This is a genomic window from Burkholderia sp. LS-044, from assembly GCF_004803625.1.
GTDB classification, from domain to species: Bacteria; Pseudomonadota; Gammaproteobacteria; order Burkholderiales; family Burkholderiaceae; genus Burkholderia; species Burkholderia cepacia.
Genome location: NZ_SSWO01000002.1, coordinates 12,450 through 34,182 on the forward strand (window position 1 = coordinate 12,450; position 21,733 = coordinate 34,182).

A 21,733-nucleotide genomic window follows, 5' to 3' on the forward strand; every position below is an offset into this window, starting at 1 on the left:
TCCCTCTCAACAATCGGATGCAAACTCGATGGGGTGGTCGCCGGATGGGCGCGGCGCAGCGCGGGTCGCGGAGGTAAGGTCCGGCTCGCAGAACGAATAGCCCACGGCCGCGAACTGGCCGAGGTATTCGCGCACGTCGGCACGGATGCGGTCGGGCGATTCGTCCGTCCTGCCCGCGCGTCGGATCAGCTCCGCGAGCGGCTTGATGTCGCGGACCCGCACGTTGCGACGCGTGAGTTCCTGGATGCCGATGCGAATCAATTCGCCGGCGCGATCGGTCCGCGCGTTGACCGACAGGCCGCATGCACGCAAGCGCGCACAGAACTCGTAGGCACGCCCGCCCTCGAAGCCGCCGATCAACAGCATGTGCGACGCCGTGGCCGCGCCGTCGGCGCGCCGACGCACCGCGAAGCCCATTGCGCTGAGGGCATCGGCCAGCGCGAGCGCGTTCGTCACGACCTGGCGCGCATACGCCCTGGCGTGCACTTCCATCTCGAGCAGCGTCACGTACAGCGCGAGCGCGTGATGCGTGTGCTGGCTGGAGATGACGTAGTCGCACATCGTCTCGCCGATTCGCCGGCCCACGGCCTCGCGTGCCGCGAGGATCATGCCTTTCTGCGGGCCGGGGAATGTCTTGTGCGTGTTGCCCTGGAGGACGTCGGCACCTTCGCCGATCGGATCCTGGAACTGACCGCCCGCGATGAGGCCGAGCGTATGCGACGCGTCGTAGCTGATACACACGTCGCTGCGCAGGGCCGCGCGCAAAGCGGCGACGGGCTGAGGGAAACGAGGTGCGCTGTGGTCGATCAGCACGAGCGAGCCATCGGGCAGGGCCTCGACCTGGCGCGCCGCGGCCTCGGCGTCGATTATGTCGCGCGCTTTGTCCCACGCGAGGTACGCCGAGCGGCGGCCGAGCGCGGTAACGAGGCCGCGCGTTGCGAAATGTCCGTTGTGTGCGGGATCGATCGACAGCACCACGGCGCCCGGCCGCGACAGCGACAGCAGCGTCGCCAGCGTCGCATGCAGCCCGGAGAGGGGGCGCAATTCGACGGCCTCGACTCCGTACATCGCACGCGCTGCCGCGACCGCCCGCTGCTCGAGCGCCGTCACGGCGGGAAGGCCATCAAGCATGAGGCCGCCCTTGACGAAATCGCGGCCCTGCTCGCCGCGCTCGTCGGCCTGGCCGAGGAGATATCGGTGTGAGAGCAGGCTGGCCTGTACCGCACAGGCGAGATCCGACATGCGATTCTCGTTGGCGGTGAGGGGAATGTAGTCGTCGACGCGACGCTCCTCGTGTGAGAGATTCTCTAGCAAGCCGCGCAATGCAGGCGGGGCCGTGGGTGCGAGTCTTAGTGTCAGCATGGCGTAGTCAAACTCCAGGCGGCCGGATCAATGTCGGCGAGACCGGCATTCGCTCGGGAAGCTGTGGGGATTGGTGGTGAGATCGGCGATGCAACGCCGGATTTCAAAATGTGCACCGTGAGTTGTGTTCGAACGTCACGTATGTCCAATGGATAAATCAACACCACGTGGATATACCAACTCCACGACTCGGAAAGCACCCGCTGGCTTATTCATCGGCATCTCCTTACCCGCCCTGACATCGGCGGAACTCGAAACGACGGATATCGACCCTTCGGAATAGTACTGAGGGCAATTTGACCGGGTTCGGCAATAACTACCTCGACGGTTATTTGAACGTAACCGACTTATCAATTGCTTTGGTGCTGATTTACGGGAATCGATTGGCAAAAGCATTTCGTGCCCGTGCCGCCTTCGACACATCTTTTCTTTCAAATCATTTTCAATTTCCGGGAGAAGTGACGCCGATATCTCCTGACGAAATTGTGAGCAAAGTATATTTAAATTTTTAAGCGATACAACAGGGGATCAAGGGTTTTTATTAAAACTTTCGACTAGAAAATTTCGTTGACCGGAAAGTTTTGGCATGCTAAATCGCGGTCGTGATTTTGGATTGGCTTCCCAATATTTGGAAATCTCTTTTTGCTGTTTATTAACTTCGATAGATGCATTCGGTGAAACAAATGAGTTAATTTATTAACTCATGGTGATTGGATGGTTTCAGGGAATCGAACATTCCGAACTGCCGAGAAATTGAGATGGCTCTTGGGCACGCTTGCCAAGTCATTGGTGTTGATTCCTGGCCGCACAACTTGCTGGGTTGTGTCGAGCGTGTGTGAGGCTTGACCGGGATTCTCAAAAAATCCGCCGCATCTCGGCCTAAGCTGCTGATTTTAATGAAAAATCAATGCTCGGATCGAGCGGCAGAACAGGCCGCAGGAGATCCAGCAGGTAGTCGCCGAGCCGGGGGTGTAAGCCGGCCCCAAGATTTGTTTGGAGTTCTTTCAATTTGGCAGGCCAGCGGCTATTTGCGGGCGGCAACCCCCTGAAAAGAGCGCGACTTTAGTTCGTCGGACTCAAGTTGGACGCATCGCGACAGCCCGCTTGCTCCCGTGAAATTGTCATGCTAGTTTTTCATGAAATTTCTCGGCAAGAATTTCACGGGAGTCCGCATGTTCGTGCAGTCCGACCGTCACGTCGCAAGCTACTACGCCGGTACGTATCCGGAGCCGATCCCGCATCGTCCGGAACTGGACGAGCGCATCGACGCCGACGTGCTCGTCGTCGGCGCGGGGTTCAGCGGGCTGCATACGGCGCTGCGCCTTGCGCTCACCGGCAAGCGGGTCGTCATGCTCGAAGCGAGCCGCGTCGCGTGGGCCGCGTCGGGCCGCAACGGCGGGCAGGCGCTGCTCGGTTGGTCGTGCGACATGCAGCCGCTCGAGGATTCGCTCGGCCGCGACGGCGCGCGCCTGCTGTGGGACAGCATGCGCTGGGCCGCGACCGAGGTGCGGGAACTGCCCGGGCGGCATGGTTTCGACATCGACTATCGGCCCGGCAGCCTGTGGGCGGCGGTGCGGCCGCGTCGCGTCGCGATGCTCGCGCAGGCCCGCGACGAAGCGGCCGAGCGCTGGGGCTACGACCGGCTGCGCGTGATCGAGCGGGCCGACATGCCCGAATGGATCGGCGGCTCGCGCTATCTCGCGGCGCTCTACGATCCCGAGGCCGGCCACCTGAACCCGCTGAAGCTCGCGCTCGGCCTCGCCCGGACGATCGAGCGCGCGGGCGGCCGCATCTTCGAGCAGAGCCGCGTGCTCGACTGCCGCGAAACGGCCGGGGGCCACGTGGCCCGCACGGCGCGCGGCGAAGTTCGCGCGGACGTCCTCGTGCTGGCCTGCAACGCGTATGTCGACCGGCTCGATCGCGACCTCGCGCGCCGGCTGTTGCCGGTCGGCACCTACCAGATCGCGACCGCGCCGCTCGCGCCCGACGTCGCGCGTTCGCTGTTGCCGCGGAACAGCTGCGTGATCGACAACCAGTTCGTGCCCGACTATTTCCGGCTGAGCCCCGACAACCGGCTGCTGTTCGGCGGCGGCTGCACGTATCTCGGCGGCATTCCGGCCGATATCGCGGCGGCCACGCGCCCGCACCTCGAACGCGTGTTTCCGCAACTGGCCGGCGTGCCGCTCGATTACGCGTGGGGCGGCCATATCGACATCAGCATGCGCCGCACGCCGGACATCGGCCGCCTCGGGCAGCGTTTCTGGCTGCAGGGCTTCTCGGGGCACGGCGTGCTGCCGACGCTCGCGGGCGCGCGCGCGGTGGCCGACGCCGTGCTCGGCGACGAACGCCTGCTTGCGCAGTACCAGCGCATCCGCAACCCGCGCTTCCCCGGCGGCGACCGGCTCGCCGCGCCGCTGGAAGCGGTCGGCAAGGCCTGGTACCGTCTGCGCGATACCGTTTGACTGCACCGGAACCCACCATGAACGAACAGGAAGAGATAGAAAGCCTGGCGATCCTGATCCGCGACCTGCGCAAGCATCGCAAGGTCACGCTCAACGATCTCGCGGAACGGATCGGCCGCTCGGTCGGCTTTCTGTCGCAGGTCGAGCGCGGGCTGTCGCGCCCGACGGTCGCGGATCTCACCGCGATCGGCGAGGCGCTCGGCGTGCCGACCACTTATTTCTACAGCCTGAGCAAGCCGCGCAGCGTGCCGTGGGTCACGCGGCCCGACGAGCGGCGCACCGTGTATTACGCGGCTGGCATTACCGACATCCTCGTGTCGCCGAACATGCGCTCGCGCTTCTCGATCCTCGAAAGCCATCTCGCGCCGGGCGCGAGCAGCGGCGAGCGGCCCGTCGACGACAGCGACGAGCAGGGCGGCTTCGTGCTCGAAGGAGAACTGACGATCTGGATCGACGGCGACGACACACCCGTCACGCTCGGCCCGAACGACGCATTCCAGCTCCCCGCGCACAAGCGCTTCCGTTATGCCAACCTGACCGACGCGCCGACGCGCGTGATCTGGGTATTCACCTGAGTGGTCGGCGGGGCGGGCGGCATGACGGGCCGCCCCGCCAAGCAGCCTGTTTGCAGTACTGATCGAGATGATGCATGCGACGTGATGCATGCGCGTGAATCCGGTTCGCCGCGCTGCGGCACCGCCATACAAGACATGGAAAGGATGAGACATGGCTGACGTCGTTCCCGCGCTGGTCGGTGAAGTCCGCGCATTCCGGCAGGCGCACCCCGAGATCCGTTATGTCGACCTGATCTGCCTCGACCTGCCCGGGCATTTCTACGGCAAGCGCTACCCGATCGACGCGCTCGAAAAGGTCGCGTCGGGCTCGTTGCTGAAGCTGCCGCAGAATTGCGTGCTGCTCGGCACGCAGGGCGGCCTCTACAAGATCGGCGACTACTGCTTCAACGACGGCGACCCGGACGCGCCGCGCCGGCTGATTCCCGGCACGCTGAAGCCCGTGCGCTGGGAGCGGCAGCCGCTCGCGCAGATGCTGATCAGCTCCGACGGCACCGATTCGCCGATCGAGTTCGAGCCGCGCGAGGTGCTCGCGCGCGTGCTGCGGCGTTTCGCGGCGCGCGGCATCCGGCCGGTCGTCGCATTCGAGCTCGAGTTCTACCTGTTCGCCGCGCAGCTCGCGGAAGGGATGCCGCAATATCCGCGCGACCGCCTGAGCGACGATCGCGACGATCAGCCCAACATGCATATCGAGCGCCTGTCGCGCTTCTCCGACGTGCTGCACGAGATGGTCGAGGCCGCGCGCGAGCAGGGCGTCGACGCGACGGTGATCACGGCCGAACTCGGTCCCGGCCAGTTCGAGATCAATTTCGGCCACACCGACGATGCGTTGCGCGCGGCCGACTGGTCGGCGCTGTTCTGCCGCAGCACGCGCGGCGTCGCGTTGAAGCACGGCTATCGCGCGAGCTTCATGGGCAAGCCGTACCTGCATGCGCCGGGCAGCGGGATGCACGTGCACGTGAGCCTCTACGACGATGCCGGGCGCAACCTGCTCGCGGCGGACGGGCAGCGGCCGCTGCGGCACGCGGTGGCCGGATGCCTCGCGGTGCTGCCGCACTGCATGCCCGTGTTCGCGCCGAATCACAACGCGTTCCGGCGCTACGGATCGATGGTGAATGCGGCGAGCCGCGCGAGCTGGGGCTTCGAGGATCGCGATGCGTGCATCCGGATTCCCGAGTCGGATGCGCGCAACCTGCGGATCGAGCACCGGCTCGCGAGCGCGGACGCGAACCCGTATCTGGTGCTCGCCGCGATTCTCACCGGGATGGAGCATGGGCTCGATGCACGGATCGAGCCGATCGCGCCGCTCAACGAGGATCGCGGCAGCGGGATCGATTTCCCGAAGGAGATGCTGTCGGCCGTTGCAGCGATGCAGGATCATCCGGCCGTGCGCGAAGGGCTCGGCAGCGAGTTCGTGATGGTGTATTGCGAGAACAAGCGGCAGGAGGAGCTGGATTTTCGCAATGAAATCGGCGCGCGGGAGTATCGGTGGTTCTTGTGAGCGGACGCTGCCGCGCGCGCGTCTTATCGTCCGCGCATCTGCTCCATCGGCAGGTGCGCGCCCCACGCGTTTGTCAGGGCCTCGATTTCCGCGACCGGATCGATCTGGTGTCGAGCGCTTTCGTCCACGCGGTCGTCGAACAGCAGGTGCGCGAAATCGCGTGCACGCTCGGTGATCGCCGCTGTTTTCGGGCGGCGCCGCAGCGTGAAAGACGAGAGCGCCGCATCGAGGTCGCTGTCGTTGCCTGCTCCGTGCTCGTCGAGACAACGGGCAAGATGCCACGCGTCCTCGAGTGCCTGGCAAGCACCTTGTCCGGAGGTCGGTAGCGGGGCGTGAGCGGCATCGCCGATCATCAGCACGTTGCCGCGATGCCACACGTCGACCGGATCGAGATCGTGCACACGGATCTTCGTGATCGCGTCCGACGGTGTCGCACGTATCGCGTTCGCGACGGGTGCCGGCCACGCGGCGAAGCGCCGTTCCAGCATCGCCGCGGGATCGCTTTCCGTCACCTCGTCCGGATCGGCTTCGGGCCATGCCGCCGCCCAATACATCCGATGCCGGTCGAGCGCGACGATGCCGAAGCGCTCGCGCACGCCCCAATAGTCGAATACCGACACCTCGTCGACCAGCGGCACATCACTTTGCGCGATGCCGATCCAGTTGACGAATCCCTGGTAGACGGGCGCGTTGTGACCGACCACGTAGTGTCGCGCGACGGAGTTCATGCGGCCGTCGGCGCCGATCACGAGATCGGGGGCGATCGTCGTTCCGTTGTCGAAGCGAACGACGGCGCGGTCGTCCGTTCCGGTTTCGATGGCCGTCGCACCGTGGCCGAAGCGGACGTCGATGCCGCGCGCGGCGAGGTGCCGTGCCAGCACGGCCTGCAGGTCGCGCCGCAGGATCGAATACGTCGGGAAACCCATGCGGCGGTCGAGTGCGCGGATATCGGTAGCCTTGAGCGCGGTGCCATGCCGGTCGATGCGCCGCATCGCGTGCAGGTGGCCGCCAACCTCGACGATGTCCGGCAGCAGGCCGAGTTGCTCGAGCACGAAGCCGGCATTCGGCCACAGCACGACGCCCGCGCCCATCGTCGATTCCGACGGCCGGCGTTCGTACAACCGGATCCGGTGGCCGTGCCCGGCAAGTGCGAGTGCGGTGCTCATGCCGGCAACGCCGGCGCCCAGAATGGCGATTTCCATCGTGCTCCTTCCTTGTGTCGTACGCGTGCTCGCCGGGACGCGGAGTTGCGCATCGGCGTCGCATTGACGGGATGAGCATCGTAAATTATGGTCTCCGGCGGGATAAGCCGTGAAAATCGGCACGCTTTGATACCTGAAATGGGCTAATGATGCGGAGCAAGCTGGATCTGAATGCGGTGCGTGTGTTCGTGTCGGTCGTCGACGAAGGCAGCTTCGCCGGCGCCGCGCGCGTGCTCGAGATGCCGGGTTCCAACGTGAGCCGTCACGTGGCGCAACTGGAGTCGAGGCTCGGCGTGCGCCTGCTCGAGCGCAGTACGCGACACTTGCGCATGACCGAGGCCGGGCGTTTGCTGCACGAGCGCGCGCGACCGATGCTCGATGCGCTGACGCAGGCCGAATCCGAACTGACGTCGCAGCAGACGGAGCTGCGCGGCGTGCTGAAGCTCTGCGTGCCCGGCGAAATCGGGCCGCGCATGCTCGGGCCGATCGTCGCGGAATTCGCGAGCCGTCACCCGCGCGTCGAAATCGACTGCGATACGAGCCTCGCCGGTGTGTCGACGCTGCGCGACGATATCGACCTGTCGATCATCGTCAATCGCGGGAGGCTGGACGACAGTGCATTCGTCGTCAGGCCGCTCGTGAGTTTGCCGAGCGTTGTCGTGGCTGCGCCGTCGCTCGTCGCGCGGGTCGGGTTGCCGACCCGGACGGAACAGCTCGGGCAACTGCCGTGCATCACGACGTTGAGCACGCTGAAAGGGCAGCCGTGGCAGTTCGCCGACGGCGACGGGAGGATTCACAAGATTTCCGTGGCGAGCCGGTATCGCGTCAACAGCGGCGAGATGGCTGGGTTGGCCGCGGTGAACGGGATCGGCTTCGCGATTCTCGTCGAGCGCGCGTGCGCGGTCGAGCTGGCCGAGGGGCGGCTGGTACGCGTGCCGCTGGAGATGGCGCCGGCGCCGCTGGAGCTGTATGCCGCTTATGCGAGCCGGAATTCGGTCAATGCGAAGATCCGCGAGTTGCTGCAGATGATGCAGGCGCGGCTAGTGGAATGGGGGACGAGCCTTTCATGACGATCGTGTCGCCGTCTTGGCGGGCGACACGTGCCGGTTCGTGCGCTTGCCCGGTGTTTCGTTATCCAGACTGATTGCTCGCGCCGTAAAGGGAATAAAACCGGTACGGCAGATCGGCCAGTTCGCTTTCGACGTGATCGTGCCGGCCAAGCGAATGAAGCCAATCGAGGAACGTGGCTTCGGTCATCACCGATCGTAACGTGTCGACCGCTGCGTCGCGATTCGCGGAAGGCACGAATTCAACGGGCGCGGCGTGGCGGTCGGTGGAGCCGCTCAAGTAGCGCGCGCCCTGCCAGTCGATGCGCGGATAGTCGCGGGGGCTGAATTCGGACGGCTGCCGGACACGGCCGCGGAGCATGTCGTCCGCCCCGACGAACCAGATCATCAACTGTGCACGCCAGAGTGGATCGTCGATGGCGAGCACCGATGTCAGCCACGGGCGAATTTCGTGCGTCTCGAGGTATTTGACGCAAAGGAACATCGATGACGAGAATTTTCCGCTGGCATTGAACCAGTCTCCGGTGCCGGATTGCCGGTCGTGATGCCGGTTGAAGCACGCAGCCGTATCGAGTGCGCCCGACGGCCAGCATTCGGGGGCCATCAGGCTTTGCCCGAGCGTATCGAGCACGTCGCGGCGATAACCCTGATAGGGTTCGGACGGGATGCGATCGGGATGCTGCGAAACGAACGCGGTGATCAGCCATTCCAGCAGCGCATGGTGTTGCCCTTCGTGGCAGCGCGGCATCAGTTGCACCATCAGGTAGTGATACCACTGCTGCCACTCGTCGCGTGGGCCGAATGAAGTCGTGCCGATCACGATTTCTTCGAGCGGCGTGTCCAGCCGTGCGATGTCGATCGACTGGAGGTCGTCCTGCAACTCGGCGAATGTCCGTCGCGAGTCGCCCATGAACCACGCCTCGCCCATCGGCGTCTTCGGGCGCGGAAACGCCGCGCTCAGTCTCGCCGATGCCGAAGCGGAGCGCCCGGCCCCGGGAATCCAGCGAAACGGGTCGGGCCGGGCCGGCATCAAGATGTTGCCGCCTCGCCGTGTGTCGTGCCCGGTAGCGCGCGCCAATAGCGCACCTCTTCGATAGGACTCCCGTCGATCTCGAACGTCTTGACGTCGTCTTCGGCGACGAAGCCCTCGCGTTCGTAGAACGCCCTGGCCCGACGGTTCTTGAGCAAGACCCACAGCGATACCCACGCATGGCCCAGGTCGTGCAACGACCGGCATGCATGGTCGACCAGCGCCGCGCCGATCCCCTGGCCGCAATGCAACGGGTGCAGATAGATCGCTTCGATTTCTCCCCACGCACGATCCTTGTCGGTGTCGCGTGTCGGACCATAGGCGATCCAGCCTGCCGGCGTGTTGTCCGCGACCGACACCGCGAGTGCGACGTGCGGCCGCCCGGCGTCGAACGCACAGCGCCACGAGGCCGTGCGCTTCTCGACCGACAGGCCGGCGAGGAACGCCGCCGGCATGATGTCCGTGTAGGTCGCCTGCCACGCTGCGACGTGGATGCCGGCGATGGCCGGCGCGTCGGCGGAGGTGGCCGTGCGGATGTCGATCGTCGTCGTGTTCGGTGCCATGCGTGCCTCGTCGAATCGTGTGCCGTTTGCCGCGTTGCCGCGCGCGGGATTCATTCCGCCGGATCCAGGCTGCCGTCGATCGCGAAACGGTAGCCGAGGTCCACTTGCGACGCGTCGCCGGGCGTATCGGTCCGCTTCAGCACGAACTCGAACGCGGGTTCGTACCAGCCGTCGCGCGGCACTTCGCCACCGAGGACTTCGACGTCGTACCAGCCGTTGTCGAGGTCGATCACGGGCCGGCCCGGTTCGCGATAACGCGTAAGCAGCGCGTTCACCGATTCGTCGTTGAAGCGCTCGAGAATGCGCCACGTGTAAAGCATCACCGAACGGTGTTCGACGCGCAGCACGTATCCGCCGCGCCGATGCTGCAGGCGGCTTCCGGCCTTCAGCAGTTCGGGCGTGTCGTCGTCCAGCGTGAAGATGACCGTATACGGATGGTTCTCGATACCGGCCAGCGGAATGACGACGCCTTCGAGCACGGCGTTGTCGCCGCTGTCGCCGGTCGTGAACTCGGACGCGACGTTTTCCGGCAGCCGATGCGTTTCCTTGTAGCGCTTCAGCAGCAGAAGATCGCCGACGAGGAAACAGTCGATCAGGTCGTTGAGGACTTCGGAGAATTCATGCCGCATCGTCGTGTCTTTCGAAGGCGGCGTGCCGCGACCTGCACGGCGGCACACCGCGTCCGGCGAGCTTACTCGCCGAGCCTGGACGTCACGCAACCCGTGCTCGAGCACTCGCGCTCACGCTCGCGCAGGAACGACAGCCGCGACTGCGTCATGTCGTTCGCGCACTGGATATCCACGAGGTAGCTGTTGTTGCGCGTTTCGCTGCACTGCGCATCGCGTTGCTTCAGCCACGCGAGCTGGCCGGCCTTCAGCGCGGCCTGCTGGTCGCCGCTCAGTTGCTTGCGCAGGCGGCCGTATTCGTCGTTCAGATCGCGATCGGACTGAGAGAACTGCGTGCTGGTGCAGTACACCTGGTCGAACGCGCTGCGCGGCTTCCCGCAGCCGGCCGCGTGCGCGGCGAACGGAACGGCAAGCGCGAGCAGTGCGCAGGATGCGAGCAGATTCTTCATTTTCATGGTGATGCTCCTGACTGGGTAAAAACCGTTGGGCCCGATGGGCGATTGCATCGTCTATTGCGGCGCGGTGCACGCGTCGATCCCGCCCGCGATCGCGGCGGACAGCTTCTGGATCGTCTCGCGACGCGCAAGCCGTGCTTCCTCGTCCGGGTTGACGATCACGCCGGCCTCGACGAGCACCGCCGGAACCGGCGCAGTGCGCAGCACGACGAGATCGTCGAAGCGGTGAATGCCGAGTGCCGGGTCGATCAGCGGGCGGTTCTCGCCACGGATCGGCTGCGCGTGATACAGCGACGGCCGTTCGCCGGCCGCGACCAGCCGTTCGGCGATCGCCTTCGCGCAACGCAGGCTTTCCGCATAGTGCGGATTGCGTTCCGACACGAACACCGAGAAGCCGCGGAATTCGCGCTGCCGGCCCGCGTCGATGAACTGCTGCTGCATCGAGTCGTGATGGATCGACACGAACAGGTTCGCGTCGGGCGCCTGGGTCGAGCGCTGGTCGAGCGAGATCTCGCGGCCGTCGGCCGACGTGCGCAGCACGCGGTCGCCATGCGCGGCGAGTTTTTCGGCGACCGCCGCGGACAGGTCGAGGTTGTACAGGTATTCGACGCGGCCGCTCGCGCCGGTGGAGCCCGGGTGAGCGGGCGTATGACCGGTGTCGACGACGATGTAGCGCCCGGAGGCGGGTGCGGTGCCGGCGGTGGCCGCGGTGTCGGCCGCATGCAGCGCCGGCGGCGCGCCGAGCAGCGCGGTGCAGGCGAGCACGCGCGCGGCGGCGCGCACGAACGGGCGAAGGCGTCGGATGGTTCGGTTCGTCATTGTTGTTGTCGAGGAGGGCATACGGCGCGTCGGACGGCACGGCACCGTCGGCCTGCTCAATGCAGTCGGAATGTCGCGCGATTATAGCGGCTGGCGGCGCCGCCGCAATGACGGATGACGGCGGTCAGGCCAGCACGCGCCGGGCGGCGAGCATGCCCCAGTACGACGCTTCCTCGAACAGCGACAGCCCGGACAGGTCTGCATGCGCGAACACGACGGGGCCGTCGGCCTCGCGCAGCGCGAGCAGCCCCGGCCGGCTCAGGAAGCCGACGTCGGGCGTCGCCATCGCATGACCGCGCACGGTGATCTCGAGCGCCGTCGCGTGCTTCCAGAGTTCGCGTCCGTAGACGGCCTGCAGGTCGATCGCCGCCTGTTCGCGCAACGCATCGGGCCTGGCCCGGGCAAGCCAGCGGCGCGTGTCGTCCGGCGTTTGCGTACTCAACGCCTGATAGGCGGAGAACACCGAACGCGTCGGCGGCGACATCCGGATCAGCTGGTGCGTCGACACGACATAACCGAGCGCCGCGCCATCGTAGACGACGTTGTCCCACGCGAGCGGCACGCCCGCTTCCTCGGCCGGCATGCCGTCGAGCAGGAAGTTGGACACGAGCCACGGCGCGCGCGGCGGCAGGTCGCGCGCGGGGTCGAAGCCGTATGCGCCGAGCTGCGGAAACACGCGCGCCGCGACGAACAGCGGCATCGCGCTCACGACGCGCCGCGCCTTCAGCATGAACGTCGACAGCGCACCGTCGTTGCCGACGCGCGCGCACAGCACGTCGACGCCGCCCGCGCGTTCGGTCGCACGCACCGCGAAGCCGTCGCGCGACCACGCGCCGGAACCGGTGCGCGCGGTGATCGAATCGCTCAGCTTCGTCACCATCGTGTGCAGCCCGTCGGGCCAGGTCAGCACCGCGCCGTCGCTCGCATCGCCCGCGTGGCCGCCGCGCGACGAGAAGTAGTGCAGGCCGGCCCACGCGGACACGCGCTCGTACCCGGCGCCATAGTCGTCGCGGCAGCAGTAGTTCAGGTACCAGTGCAACGCCTTCGCCGTGTAGCCTTCGTCGAGCAGCCACTGGCGGAACGAGCGCCGGTCCAGCGCACGCCATCGCGGGTCGCGCGACGATTCGGCGATCGGGATGCAGAACACCTTGCGGCCATCGGCGCCGCGCGCGGTGCGCAGCCCGTCGGTGTAGGCGAAGAACTTCGCCTGTTGCGCGAGTTCGTCTGCGCCGAGGCCGGCGGTCGGCACGATGCCGTCCTGCCACTGGCCGGCGATGAAGAGCCGTTCGTCGGGCGCATGCACGAGCGCGCGTTCGTCGTACACAGGGCGTGCGGAGAACGGCGCGGATTCGATCACGCCGAGATCGGCGAGCATGTCGCGCAGGTGCGCGGATTCGAGCGACGGCAGCGGCAGGTAGTGCGCGCCCTTGGGATAACCGAGATCGCCGAAGCGGCCGCCGGCGGCATTGCCGCCGAATTCGGGGCCCGCGAGCACCGTGAAGCGCGTGTGCCTTGCGCGCGCAAGCTGCCATGCGCACGACAGCCCGGCGGCACCCGCGCCGAGGATCGCGACGTCGGTTTCGATCGTGCCGGAAGGCGGCGGCAGCGTCGCATGGTCGCGCAGCGCATGGCCTTCGCGCATGCCGGGGTAGCCGACCCGCGGCGTCGTCTCGATCCAGCCGGTGCGCCCGCAGGCGGCGAGCGATGCGGCGGCCGACGCGACGAGGAACGTGCGGCGGTCCATCAGCGCAGCACGTGCTTCCAGTCGTCGTCGAAGCGGCGCACGAGCGGCTGGTCGTTGAGTTCGTTCGGCGACATCGGCAGCGCCGGCATGTCGGCCGGGAAATGGAACATCTCGGCGGCCGTCTGCGCGTCGAGCCAGCGGGTGGGCACCGAGTAGTGCGTCGGGACCGTGAAATCGCGGCGCTTGCCGGCGATCACGAAGCCCCAGTCGCCGAACGACGGCACGTAGCAGTGGTACGGCCACGTGTTGAGCCCCGCTTCGTGCAGCGTCGCGATGATGGTCCAGTACGCGTGCGGCGCGAAATACGGCGACGTCGACTGGATCACCGCATAGCCGTTCTCCGACAGGTGGCGCGCGAGCAGCCGGAACACGGGCACCGAATACAGCCGGCCGAGCCCGAAGTTGGTCGGGTCGGGGAAGTCGACCACGATCGCGTCGTACACGTCGGCGTTCGATTCGAGCCAGCGTATCGCGTCGTCGTTGATCACGTGCACGCGCGGGTCCTTCAGCGAGCCCTGGTTCAGCTTGACGAGCGGGGCGGACGTCGAGAACAGCTTCGTCATCGCGGGGTCGAGATCGACGAGCGTGATCTGTTCGAGGTTGCGGTGCTTCAGCAGTTCACGCACCGCGAGCCCGTCGCCGCCGCCGAGCACGAGCACGCGCTTCGCCCACGGCAGTGCCTCGATCGTCGGGTGGATCAGCGCCTCGTGATAACGATGCTCGTCGCGCGACGAGAACTGTAGGTTGCCGTTCAGGTACAGCCGCATGTCGTCGTGCCACTGCGTGAGCACGATGCGCTGGTACGGTGTCGTTTCCGAATAGATCGTCTCGTCGCCGTACACGCCGTGTTCGGCCCAGTGCGTGATGCGGTCCGACAGCACGAAGCCGGCGACGAGCAGCCCGATCACGAGCGACGCGCGCATCAGCTTGCCGCGCACGTTGCGGATCTCGTCGCGGAACAGGTGCGTCGTCCACAGCGCGACGAAGGCGTTCAGGAGCCCGAACAGGAAGCTGGTGCGCAGCAGGCCGAGGCGCGGCGCGAGTACGAGCGGGAAGATCAGCGACACGGCGAGCGAGCCGAGATAGTCGAAGGTCAGCACTTCGCTGACGGTATGGCGGAATGCCTGGCGACGCTGCTGGAACGCGCGCATCACGAGCGGGATCTCCATCCCGATCAGCAGGCCGAGCGCGAGCACCAGGGCGTAAAGCGCCGCGCGGAACGGCGCGGCGAGCCAGGCGAACACCGCGAACAGCAGCGCGGCCGACACGCCGCCGAGCAGGCCGACCAGCAACTCGATATCGACGAAGCGGTCGAGCACGTCGTCGTCCTCGACGAACTTCGCGAGCCACGAGCCGATCCCCATCGCGAACAGGTAGCTGCCGATCACCGACGAGAACTGCAGGATCGAATCGCCGAGCAGGTAGCTCGACAGGGCGCTGCTGATCAGTTCGTAGCCGAGCCCGCACGACGCGAGCACGAGAATCGACAGGACGAGCGCACGCTTATGCAGCATGGCGCATCCGTTGTGCAGTGTTCGGCAATGTGGATATACTGGCGCGGAATTTTGTCCGGTGGCCCCGCGCGGGCCGGCCGGCGACGGGGCGGCGAACCGAGCACAAAATCCGAGGGAAAGAATGAATAGTGCCTATCTCTATGCGGTTCATTTACTGTCGGCGTTCGTGCTGCTTCTTGTGTTCGCGGCAGTGTACCTGAAGGTCACCCCGTTCGACGAACTGGCGCTGATCCGCGACGGCAACGCGGCCGCGACGCTGTCGTTCGGCGGTGCGCTGATCGGCTTCTGCCTGACGCTCGCGTCCAGCATCGCGCACAATTCCACATTCGGCGAAGTCGTGATCTGGGCCGTCGGCGCGATGGTCGTGCAGCTGATCACCTATGCGGCGCTGACGCGCCTGATGCCCGGCATGAATCATGCGATCGAGGATCGCAACGTCGCGATGGGCGGCCTGATGGGCACCGCGTCGCTCGTCGTCGGCATCATCAATGCCGCCTGCCTGACCTGACGCGCCACGCGTTTCGAGGAGACCGACATGAGTCTGGGATCGTTTATCCGCAAGCAGTTCATCGACGTCCTGCAATGGACGGAAGACACCGACGGCGTGCTGGCCTGGCGCTATCCGATGGAAGACCAGGAAATCCAGTACGGCGGCAAGCTGACCGTGCGCGAAACGCAGGTCGCGATCTTCGTCAACGAAGGCAAGGTGGCCGACGTGTTCCAGCCGGGGCTGTACACGCTGGAAACGAATACGCTGCCGGTGCTCACGTACCTGAAGAACTGGGACAAACTCTTTCAGTCGCCTTTCAAGTCGGACGTCTATTTCTTCAGCACGCGGCTGCAGCTCGGCCGCCGCTGGGGTACCGCACAGCCGGTGACGATCCGCGACCGCGAATTCGGTTTCGTGCAGGTGCGCGCGTTCGGCATCTACTCGTACCGGATCGTCGACGCGGCCGCGTTCTATCGCGAGGTCAGCGGCACGCGCGCGCAGTACACGGTCGACGAGGTCGAACAGCAACTGCGCAACCTCGTCGTGACCGCGATGAGCACGACGTTCGGCTCGGCCGACGTGCCGTTCGTCGACATGGCCGCGAACCAGTCGCTGTTGTCGCAGCGTGTCGCCGACGCGCTGGCGCCTGTGTTCACGCGCTACGGTCTCGCGCTCGACGCATTCGCGGTCGAGAGCGTGTCGCTGCCGGCCGAGCTGCAGAAGGCGCTCGACCTGCGGATCGGCGCGGGGATGGCCGGCGATCTCGCGCGCGCCACGCAATACCAGACCGCGCAGGCGATTCCGCTCGCCGCGCAGAACCCGGGCGGCCTCGCGGGCGTCGGCGCGGGGCTCGCCGCGGGCGCGGCGATCGGGCAGGCGATGGCCGGGCAGATCGCGGGCGCCGCGCAACCGGCGCCGGCCGCACCGCCCGCGCCCGCTGCAGCGCCGGTGGCGGCCGCGCCGGCGGAAGGCACCGACTACGTGCAGCGGCTCGAACAGCTGAAGGCGCTGTTCGACAAGGGCCTCGTGACCGAAGACGAATATTCGCGCGCGAAGGCCGAGATCCTCGCAAAGCTCACCCGGTAAGCGTCGCGCATGTTCAGTACCTCGTGCCCCCAGTGCGGCGCGCCGGTCGAGTTTCGCTCGGCGGCGGCGGTGATGGCCGTCTGCGCGTTCTGCCGCAGCACGCTGCTCAAGCGCGGGACCGACGTCGAGCGGATCGGCGAACTGGCCACGGTGCTCGACGATGCGTCGCCGATCCAGATCGGCACGGCCGGGCGCTACGGCAAGCGCACGTTCACGGTGCTCGGGCGCATCCAGATGACCTACGACGCCGGCGTGTGGAGCGAGTGGTATGTCGTGTTCGACGACGGCACGTTCGGCTGGCTGTCGGATGCGTCGGGCCAGTACGCGGTGACGGTGCGCGAGCCCGACGATGCGTCCGGCGGCGCGTGGCCCGCGTTCGGCACACTGGAGCCGGGCATGCGGATCGACCACGGCGGCCGCGCGTTTCTCGTGTCCGACGTGCGCACCGCGCGCTGCACGGGCGGCGACGGCGAGCTGCCGTTCCGCGTCGATGCCGGCTGGGAGGCGCGCGTCGTCGACCTGCGGACCGGCAACGCATTCGCGACGTACGACTATTCTGACGCCGATTCGAACGGCGGGAGTCCGGCCGTCTATACGGGCGAAGCGCTGGAGTTCGACGCGCTCGCGTTCACCGGGCTGCGCGATACCGACAACGACACGCGCGAGAAGCGCGGTGCGGAGATGGTGCCGTTCGCGTGCCCGAGCTGCGGCGCGCCGCTGTCGTATGCGCCGAACCTCGCCGACTACGTGGTGTGCGGCAGTTGCCATGCGGGCGTGCAGTGCACGGCCGAGCAGCAGACCGTGTTCGCGGCGCAGCGCAAGCTCGAAGCGGTGAAGGGGGCGCTGGAACTCGGCGCGATCGGCACGTTCGACGGCGTGAAGTACACGGTGATCGGGATGATGCGCTGCCGCGTGCCGGGCGACGAAGAGACGTGGGACGAATACCTGCTGCTGAACCCGAAGCGCGGTTTCCTGTGGCTCGTGCAGAGCGAAGGGCGCTGGGAGCGTGTGCAGGTGCTCGACCAGTGGCCGACGATCGGCAGCGAGTCCGACGTGACCGACGGCGGCAAGACCTACCGCCTGCGCGAGGAATACGACTCGGAGGTCGTCTACGTGGTCGGCGCGTTCAACTGGCGCGTGCAGGTCGGCGATCGCACGTCGATCATCGACTATGGCTGGCAGAAGGACAAGCTGACGCGCGAGCGCAGCGACGCGGAGATCGTCTGGTCGCGCGCGCGGCCGCTGTCGGGCAGCACGCTCGCCGAACGCTTCGGCACGCCGGCGCTCGCGGCGGCAACGGGTGCCACCGCGTCGACCGGCCTGTTCGGCCGGAAAGGTCCGCACAGTTTCGCGCCGCTGCCGCTCGTGTTCAGCGCGCTGCTCGTGATCCTGAACATGGGCTCGCTGTTCTCGTTCAGCGGCCGCTCCGTTTACGTGCTGGTCGGCCTGCTGGTGCTGTGGCTGCCTGAATGGCTGTGGAAGAGTTTTGCGTCGGACGGGGGCAACGCGTGATCCGGTACATCCTCTACGGTGTCTACGGCCTGATCGTCGTCACGCTGTTCAGCTGCGCGTCGATCGGCGGCAGCGGTTCGGGCGGCGGTGGCTGGGGCAGTTCGTCGGCCCGCAGCGGTTACTCGTCGTACGGGTCGCACAAATGACCGCGCGCGACGGGATCGCGCCGCCGCGCGCGACGTTCGGCTCGCACGTGCTGGCCGACCTGGCCGGCATCGACGCGGCGTTGCTGCGCGACGCCGCACGGCTCGAGACGCTGCTCACCGAAGCGGCGCGGCAGGCGGGCGCGCGCGTGATCGGCGCGCATTTCCATCATTTCGGCGGCGAGCACGGTGTGACGGGTGTCGTGCTGCTCGCCGAATCGCACATCACGATCCATACGTGGCCCGAGCATCGCTTCGCGGCCGTTGACGCGTTCATGTGCGGTGCGGCGCGTGCGGCCGAGGCGGTCGATGCGATTGCCGCTGCGCTCGGCACGCAGGCGCAAGTCCGGCAGCAGGTTGCGCGCGGCGGCGCGGCGACGTGAGCGGTCGTTCGACTCTCGTTGCCGAAATGCAAAACAGCATCCGATTCTTCGCGTTGCTCGGCTGGGCACTGCTCGCCGGCCATGCTGCCGCCGATGTGCAGCCGAAGGCGCCCAGTCCGGTCGTGATGGTGCACTTCGATTACGACGAGAAGGATACGGCGCGCCTTCGTGCGCTGGAGCGACGGCTGGATCGCGCGGTGAAGCGGGCCGGGGCCGGCGAACTGGGCGAGACCGAGCTGCATCGCGACGGCAACGACGGGTATCTGTACCTGTACGGCGCCAGCGCCGACCGGTTGTATGCGGTGGCGCGCCCGATCCTGAAATCGTCAGGATGGCTGACCGGCATGGAGGTGACGTTGCGCCGCGACGCCGGTGCGCAGACGTTCCCGTTGCGCCGCGACGGCGCCCGTTAGTGCGTAGATGATCCGGGCGGCGCGGCTGGTGCCGCGGCCGTCGCGAATCGGGGCGGAAAAGGTGATTTCATCACGGCCGACGTTGGCGACATGCCGCCGGGACGTCATCGAGATGACGCATCGCTGCCCGGCGCGTCGTATCCGGGAGGCCGGACACCGTGACGCTCCGGCCGCTAACGATCGAACCGGAACGTCGACACACTGTGCAGCGTCGCGTCGTCGGTGCCGACGAAGCCCTGCGTCCCCGCGACGGCCGAGCGCTTGCCGTTGCTCAGTACGGCCCAGTAGCATTCGCCGGCAGCCGAGTAAAAGCCGGTTTTCGGATCGCTGATGCGGCACATGATCGTCGCGCTCATGCCGTGCCAGCCGGAACCGGAGATGCGCTCGACTTCCTGCGGAATGCCGGGGCCGTACGACGTCACCCATTTGCCGTCATCCTGCTTCACGAATCCCGCTTCCTTTTCCGCGACCGGCTCCAGCGCGCCGTCGACGATCTCGAACGAGATGAACCTGCTGCTATAGGTCATGTTGCGGCCGACGATCGCGACGCAATGGTCGCTGCCGCCTTCCGGGCACGGCTTTTTCACCTGCCGGTTCGCGAGGTATTCGAACGAGATGCCGAGCGCCGGGTCGCGATAGGTTTTCCAGCCCGCGTGTTTCACCTGCTTCAACGCTGCCGTGCGGTCGCGGTATGCGGTGGCGATGCAGGCAGCGTCGGCGCAGGCATCGCGCTGCGTGCGCCATGCGCGTTGCGACCGGATCACGGCCTGCTGGTCGGCGGCGATGCCGACTGCATCGTAGTACGCGTTTGACAATGCGCTGTCGGCCGACATGAGTGCCTCATCGGCGCAGATCAGGTGCTCGGTGCGCGTCGTCGCACGTGCGCATTGGATGCCGTCGGCATGGGCCGACAACGAGAGGCCGATGACGGCCAGCGCGAGACCGGGGCGGATGCCGAACACGGACGACTCCTCAACGGGTTCCAACGGCGGCTGTCATGCCGCCGTCGGGTGACACAACGGCGCACGCGGTTCGCGAAACGTTGAACCCGTGCGCCATGCAGCCGGATACGACGGGGCGAAATCAGCGATTGATTTCGTCCGCCGAGATCAGCTCGGCCACCAGCACCGGCGCCGGCCCCCGCAGGTAGTACTCCTGCTCGAGCGGCTCACGCAGCTTCATGAACGTTTCCGCGCCGACCTGCATCGTTTCGCCCGCATGCATGCGCGCGCCGCTTTCCAGCAGGTAATGCATCACGCTGTTGAAGATGCCCGAATAACGCTCGCCTTCGTGATGACCTTCCGCGAGCGCGGCGAAATCCGGCAGGCCGAACACGTCGGCGCCATAGGTGCGCATCCATACGCCCTGGACGCCTTCGACCTCGTATTTCACGAAGCCGCAGAAGAACAGGTTCAGCGGGATATTTCGCAGCACTTCGAGGCTTTCGTCGCCGAGTTCCTTCGCGTTGAAAACGCCCGCGGGCAGCGACGTGTGCGCGTGCTCGTTCAGCACTGCGAGGCCGTTCTGTTCGGCCAGCGCGCCGGCGACGGCCGCCAGTGCGACGTACTGGTCGAGCGGATTCGTTTCGTGCCCCGCGTAGTAGAGGATCACGTGGCTGCGGCTCGCGCGCACCTGCTGTTTCAGGTCCTGCCCGTAGTGGGCGGGCGCGACGCACGCTTCCAGCGCGTCGGACGGATAGGGCGCATCGAAGCCGACGAGCCGGACGACGTGGTTGCCCCAGCCGGCGAGCCCGAACACCTGCGAGAGCGTCGGCTCGGTTTCGACGCGCGCCTGCTTCATGCTCGGGTGGTACGCGCGCAGTGCGGCCGTCAGCGCGGCGATATCGACCTGCAGCGGGCCGTCGAAGACGACCGCCACGCTCAGCGGATTCTCGACGTCGGGTGCCGCGGCCAGCGCGACGGGGTTTTCGGGTACTTCCTTGCGGCCAAAGAATCGGGATATCAGGCTCATCGGATTATGTTCGTGTCGAAGCCGTTTCAGGGAGGGGGCCCCGTTCTCTCGGTCGGGGCGCGCCGTCAGGGTGACGGCCGCCCGTAGTTTCCACGGGTTCGGCGAATCTGGCAAATGCGCGGTGAACGCGTGGCGGTGAGGCGACGGCGCGTTCGAATGCGTTCGGCAGGCGGGGCGCAGACACGCCGGGCCGTGCGGCCCGCGCTCGCCGGTCAGTGCGGCAGCGCTTCCGCTTCGGCCCAGCGCTTGAACGAATCGAGACGCCGGCGCGTCTGCACGAGATAGAACGCGCCGATCAGCGGTTCGAGCAGCCAGCGCAGCCAGGCCGGCTGGGCGCGGAAGTGGTACGTGAATTTCACCTCGGTCGTGCCGGGCGTGTGCTCGGTGAAGTTCCAGCTGCCGCTGAAGCGTTCGAGCACTTTCGGGCCGTCGACCATTTCGACGGCCGCGACCTGCGGCGGACGGTACGAGATGTAGCGCGACACCATCGTCGCGCCCGACTGGCTGCGGCAGAACGCATCGACGCCGACGTCGGCCGTCATGCCGTCGAGCAGATAGGCATCGGTGAGGAAGCTGTCCCACACGAGCCGCCGCGCGTAATCCTGCGACCACGTGAAGAGGCGCCTGCGATCGACGCCGACGGTCCGGCTGACTGAGATCCTCATGATGGCGGGTGCAATGGCGCGGATTGGGATGGAACCGAGTGTAACCCGCCGATTCGGAGCATTTCTTCATACTTCGTCAAGTCGAGCAAGGGCTCGATTGACGCCCTCCGGGATTTCCCCTAGGATTCACACCAACCCTTCGGGAAAGACCCG

Annotated in this window: 22 protein-coding genes; 10 read left to right on the plus strand and 12 right to left on the minus strand. The window is 66.6% G+C overall.

What is annotated here, in order from left to right; genetic code table 11:
- Positions 1-6: 6 nt before the first annotated feature.
- A complete protein-coding gene (locus E9536_RS05115) occupies positions 7-1,362 on the minus strand; it encodes a hypothetical protein (protein WP_136469426.1) in 1,356 nt (451 codons plus the stop codon).
- A 1,172-nt stretch (positions 1,363-2,534) separates the two neighbouring features.
- On the opposite strand from E9536_RS05115, the gene E9536_RS05120 reads away from it, so the two are divergent.
- From E9536_RS05120 to E9536_RS05130, 3 genes are all read left to right on the plus strand, one after another.
- Positions 2,535-3,824, plus strand: coding sequence for an FAD-binding oxidoreductase (locus E9536_RS05120; RefSeq protein ID WP_136469427.1), 1,290 nt, complete (start codon positions 2,535-2,537; stop codon positions 3,822-3,824).
- A gap of 17 nt (positions 3,825-3,841) precedes the next feature.
- Positions 3,842-4,399, plus strand: a complete 558-nt coding sequence (locus E9536_RS05125; RefSeq protein ID WP_021163465.1) for an XRE family transcriptional regulator — start codon at positions 3,842-3,844, stop codon at positions 4,397-4,399.
- Between the two features lie 151 nt (positions 4,400-4,550).
- The gene (locus E9536_RS05130) at positions 4,551-5,897 is read left to right on the plus strand and encodes a glutamine synthetase family protein (RefSeq protein ID WP_060173322.1); all 1,347 of its coding nucleotides are present in this window, start codon (positions 4,551-4,553) and stop codon (positions 5,895-5,897) included.
- Positions 5,898-5,920: 23 nt separating this feature from the next.
- Here the strand turns inward: E9536_RS05130 and E9536_RS05135 are convergent, their stop codons facing one another.
- The gene (locus E9536_RS05135) at positions 5,921-7,099 is read right to left on the minus strand and encodes an FAD-dependent oxidoreductase (protein ID WP_136469428.1); all 1,179 of its coding nucleotides are present in this window, start codon (positions 7,097-7,099) and stop codon (positions 5,921-5,923) included.
- Between the two features lie 149 nt (positions 7,100-7,248).
- Here E9536_RS05135 and E9536_RS05140 point away from each other — a divergent pair, with 149 nt between their 5' ends.
- On the plus strand, positions 7,249-8,169 hold the full coding sequence (locus E9536_RS05140) for a LysR family transcriptional regulator (RefSeq protein WP_136469690.1): 921 nt from the start codon (positions 7,249-7,251) through the stop codon (positions 8,167-8,169).
- 61 nt (positions 8,170-8,230) lie between these two features.
- On the opposite strand, the gene E9536_RS05145 is transcribed toward E9536_RS05140, so the two are convergent.
- From E9536_RS05145 to E9536_RS05175, 7 genes are all read right to left on the minus strand, one after another.
- Positions 8,231-9,076, minus strand: coding sequence for a hypothetical protein (locus tag E9536_RS05145; protein WP_136469429.1), 846 nt, complete (start codon positions 9,074-9,076; stop codon positions 8,231-8,233).
- 119 nt (positions 9,077-9,195) lie between these two features.
- Positions 9,196-9,759: a GNAT family N-acetyltransferase gene (locus E9536_RS05150; protein ID WP_136469430.1), complete on the minus strand. Its 564-nt coding sequence runs from the start codon at positions 9,757-9,759 to the stop codon at positions 9,196-9,198.
- A gap of 50 nt (positions 9,760-9,809) precedes the next feature.
- The gene (locus E9536_RS05155) at positions 9,810-10,388 is read right to left on the minus strand and encodes a hypothetical protein (protein WP_124671750.1); all 579 of its coding nucleotides are present in this window, start codon (positions 10,386-10,388) and stop codon (positions 9,810-9,812) included.
- A 62-nt stretch (positions 10,389-10,450) separates the two neighbouring features.
- The gene (locus E9536_RS05160) at positions 10,451-10,840 is read right to left on the minus strand and encodes a lysozyme inhibitor LprI family protein (RefSeq protein ID WP_059698594.1); all 390 of its coding nucleotides are present in this window, start codon (positions 10,838-10,840) and stop codon (positions 10,451-10,453) included.
- A gap of 54 nt (positions 10,841-10,894) precedes the next feature.
- Positions 10,895-11,659, minus strand: coding sequence for an N-acetylmuramoyl-L-alanine amidase (locus E9536_RS05165; protein ID WP_124671751.1), 765 nt, complete (start codon positions 11,657-11,659; stop codon positions 10,895-10,897).
- Between the two features lie 124 nt (positions 11,660-11,783).
- On the minus strand, positions 11,784-13,403 hold the full coding sequence (locus E9536_RS05170) for an NAD(P)-binding protein (protein ID WP_136469431.1): 1,620 nt from the start codon (positions 13,401-13,403) through the stop codon (positions 11,784-11,786).
- Complete coding sequence (locus tag E9536_RS05175; RefSeq protein WP_059812807.1) at positions 13,403-14,917, minus strand: polyamine aminopropyltransferase; 1,515 nt, start codon at positions 14,915-14,917, stop codon at positions 13,403-13,405. Before E9536_RS05175 ends, E9536_RS05170 begins: the two co-directional genes overlap by 1 nt.
- A gap of 121 nt (positions 14,918-15,038) precedes the next feature.
- Here E9536_RS05175 and E9536_RS05180 point away from each other — a divergent pair, with 121 nt between their 5' ends.
- From E9536_RS05180 to E9536_RS05200, 6 genes are read left to right on the plus strand one after another with little or no spacing between them, the layout of a single operon-like run.
- Positions 15,039-15,425 carry a DUF350 domain-containing protein gene (locus E9536_RS05180; protein ID WP_027789557.1) on the plus strand — a complete coding sequence of 129 codons (387 nt, stop codon included), beginning with the start codon at positions 15,039-15,041 and terminating at the stop codon, positions 15,423-15,425.
- Positions 15,426-15,452: 27 nt separating this feature from the next.
- On the plus strand, positions 15,453-16,493 hold the full coding sequence (locus E9536_RS05185; RefSeq protein WP_060313260.1) for an SPFH domain-containing protein: 1,041 nt from the start codon (positions 15,453-15,455) through the stop codon (positions 16,491-16,493).
- A 9-nt stretch (positions 16,494-16,502) separates the two neighbouring features.
- The gene (locus E9536_RS05190; protein WP_136469432.1) at positions 16,503-18,005 is read left to right on the plus strand and encodes a DUF4178 domain-containing protein; all 1,503 of its coding nucleotides are present in this window, start codon (positions 16,503-16,505) and stop codon (positions 18,003-18,005) included.
- Positions 18,002-18,151: a hypothetical protein gene (locus E9536_RS41320; RefSeq protein ID WP_153489189.1), complete on the plus strand. Its 150-nt coding sequence runs from the start codon at positions 18,002-18,004 to the stop codon at positions 18,149-18,151. The genes E9536_RS05190 and E9536_RS41320 overlap by 4 nt, the downstream gene beginning before the upstream one ends.
- The gene (speD, locus tag E9536_RS05195; RefSeq protein ID WP_059686731.1) at positions 18,148-18,531 is read left to right on the plus strand and encodes an adenosylmethionine decarboxylase; all 384 of its coding nucleotides are present in this window, start codon (positions 18,148-18,150) and stop codon (positions 18,529-18,531) included. The genes E9536_RS41320 and speD overlap by 4 nt, the downstream gene beginning before the upstream one ends.
- A gap of 26 nt (positions 18,532-18,557) precedes the next feature.
- Positions 18,558-18,944, plus strand: coding sequence for a hypothetical protein (locus tag E9536_RS05200; RefSeq protein ID WP_136469433.1), 387 nt, complete (start codon positions 18,558-18,560; stop codon positions 18,942-18,944).
- A gap of 173 nt (positions 18,945-19,117) precedes the next feature.
- Here the strand turns inward: E9536_RS05200 and E9536_RS05205 are convergent, their stop codons facing one another.
- The 3 genes from E9536_RS05205 to E9536_RS05215 form a co-directional block, all read right to left on the minus strand.
- Positions 19,118-19,906, minus strand: coding sequence for a lysozyme inhibitor LprI family protein (locus E9536_RS05205; RefSeq protein ID WP_168799502.1), 789 nt, complete (start codon positions 19,904-19,906; stop codon positions 19,118-19,120).
- 121 nt (positions 19,907-20,027) lie between these two features.
- Positions 20,028-20,915, minus strand: a complete 888-nt coding sequence (locus E9536_RS05210) for a DUF4261 domain-containing protein (protein WP_060193323.1) — start codon at positions 20,913-20,915, stop codon at positions 20,028-20,030.
- Between the two features lie 212 nt (positions 20,916-21,127).
- Positions 21,128-21,580, minus strand: coding sequence for an SRPBCC family protein (locus tag E9536_RS05215; RefSeq protein WP_027789550.1), 453 nt, complete (start codon positions 21,578-21,580; stop codon positions 21,128-21,130).
- Positions 21,581-21,733: the final 153 nt, after the last annotated feature.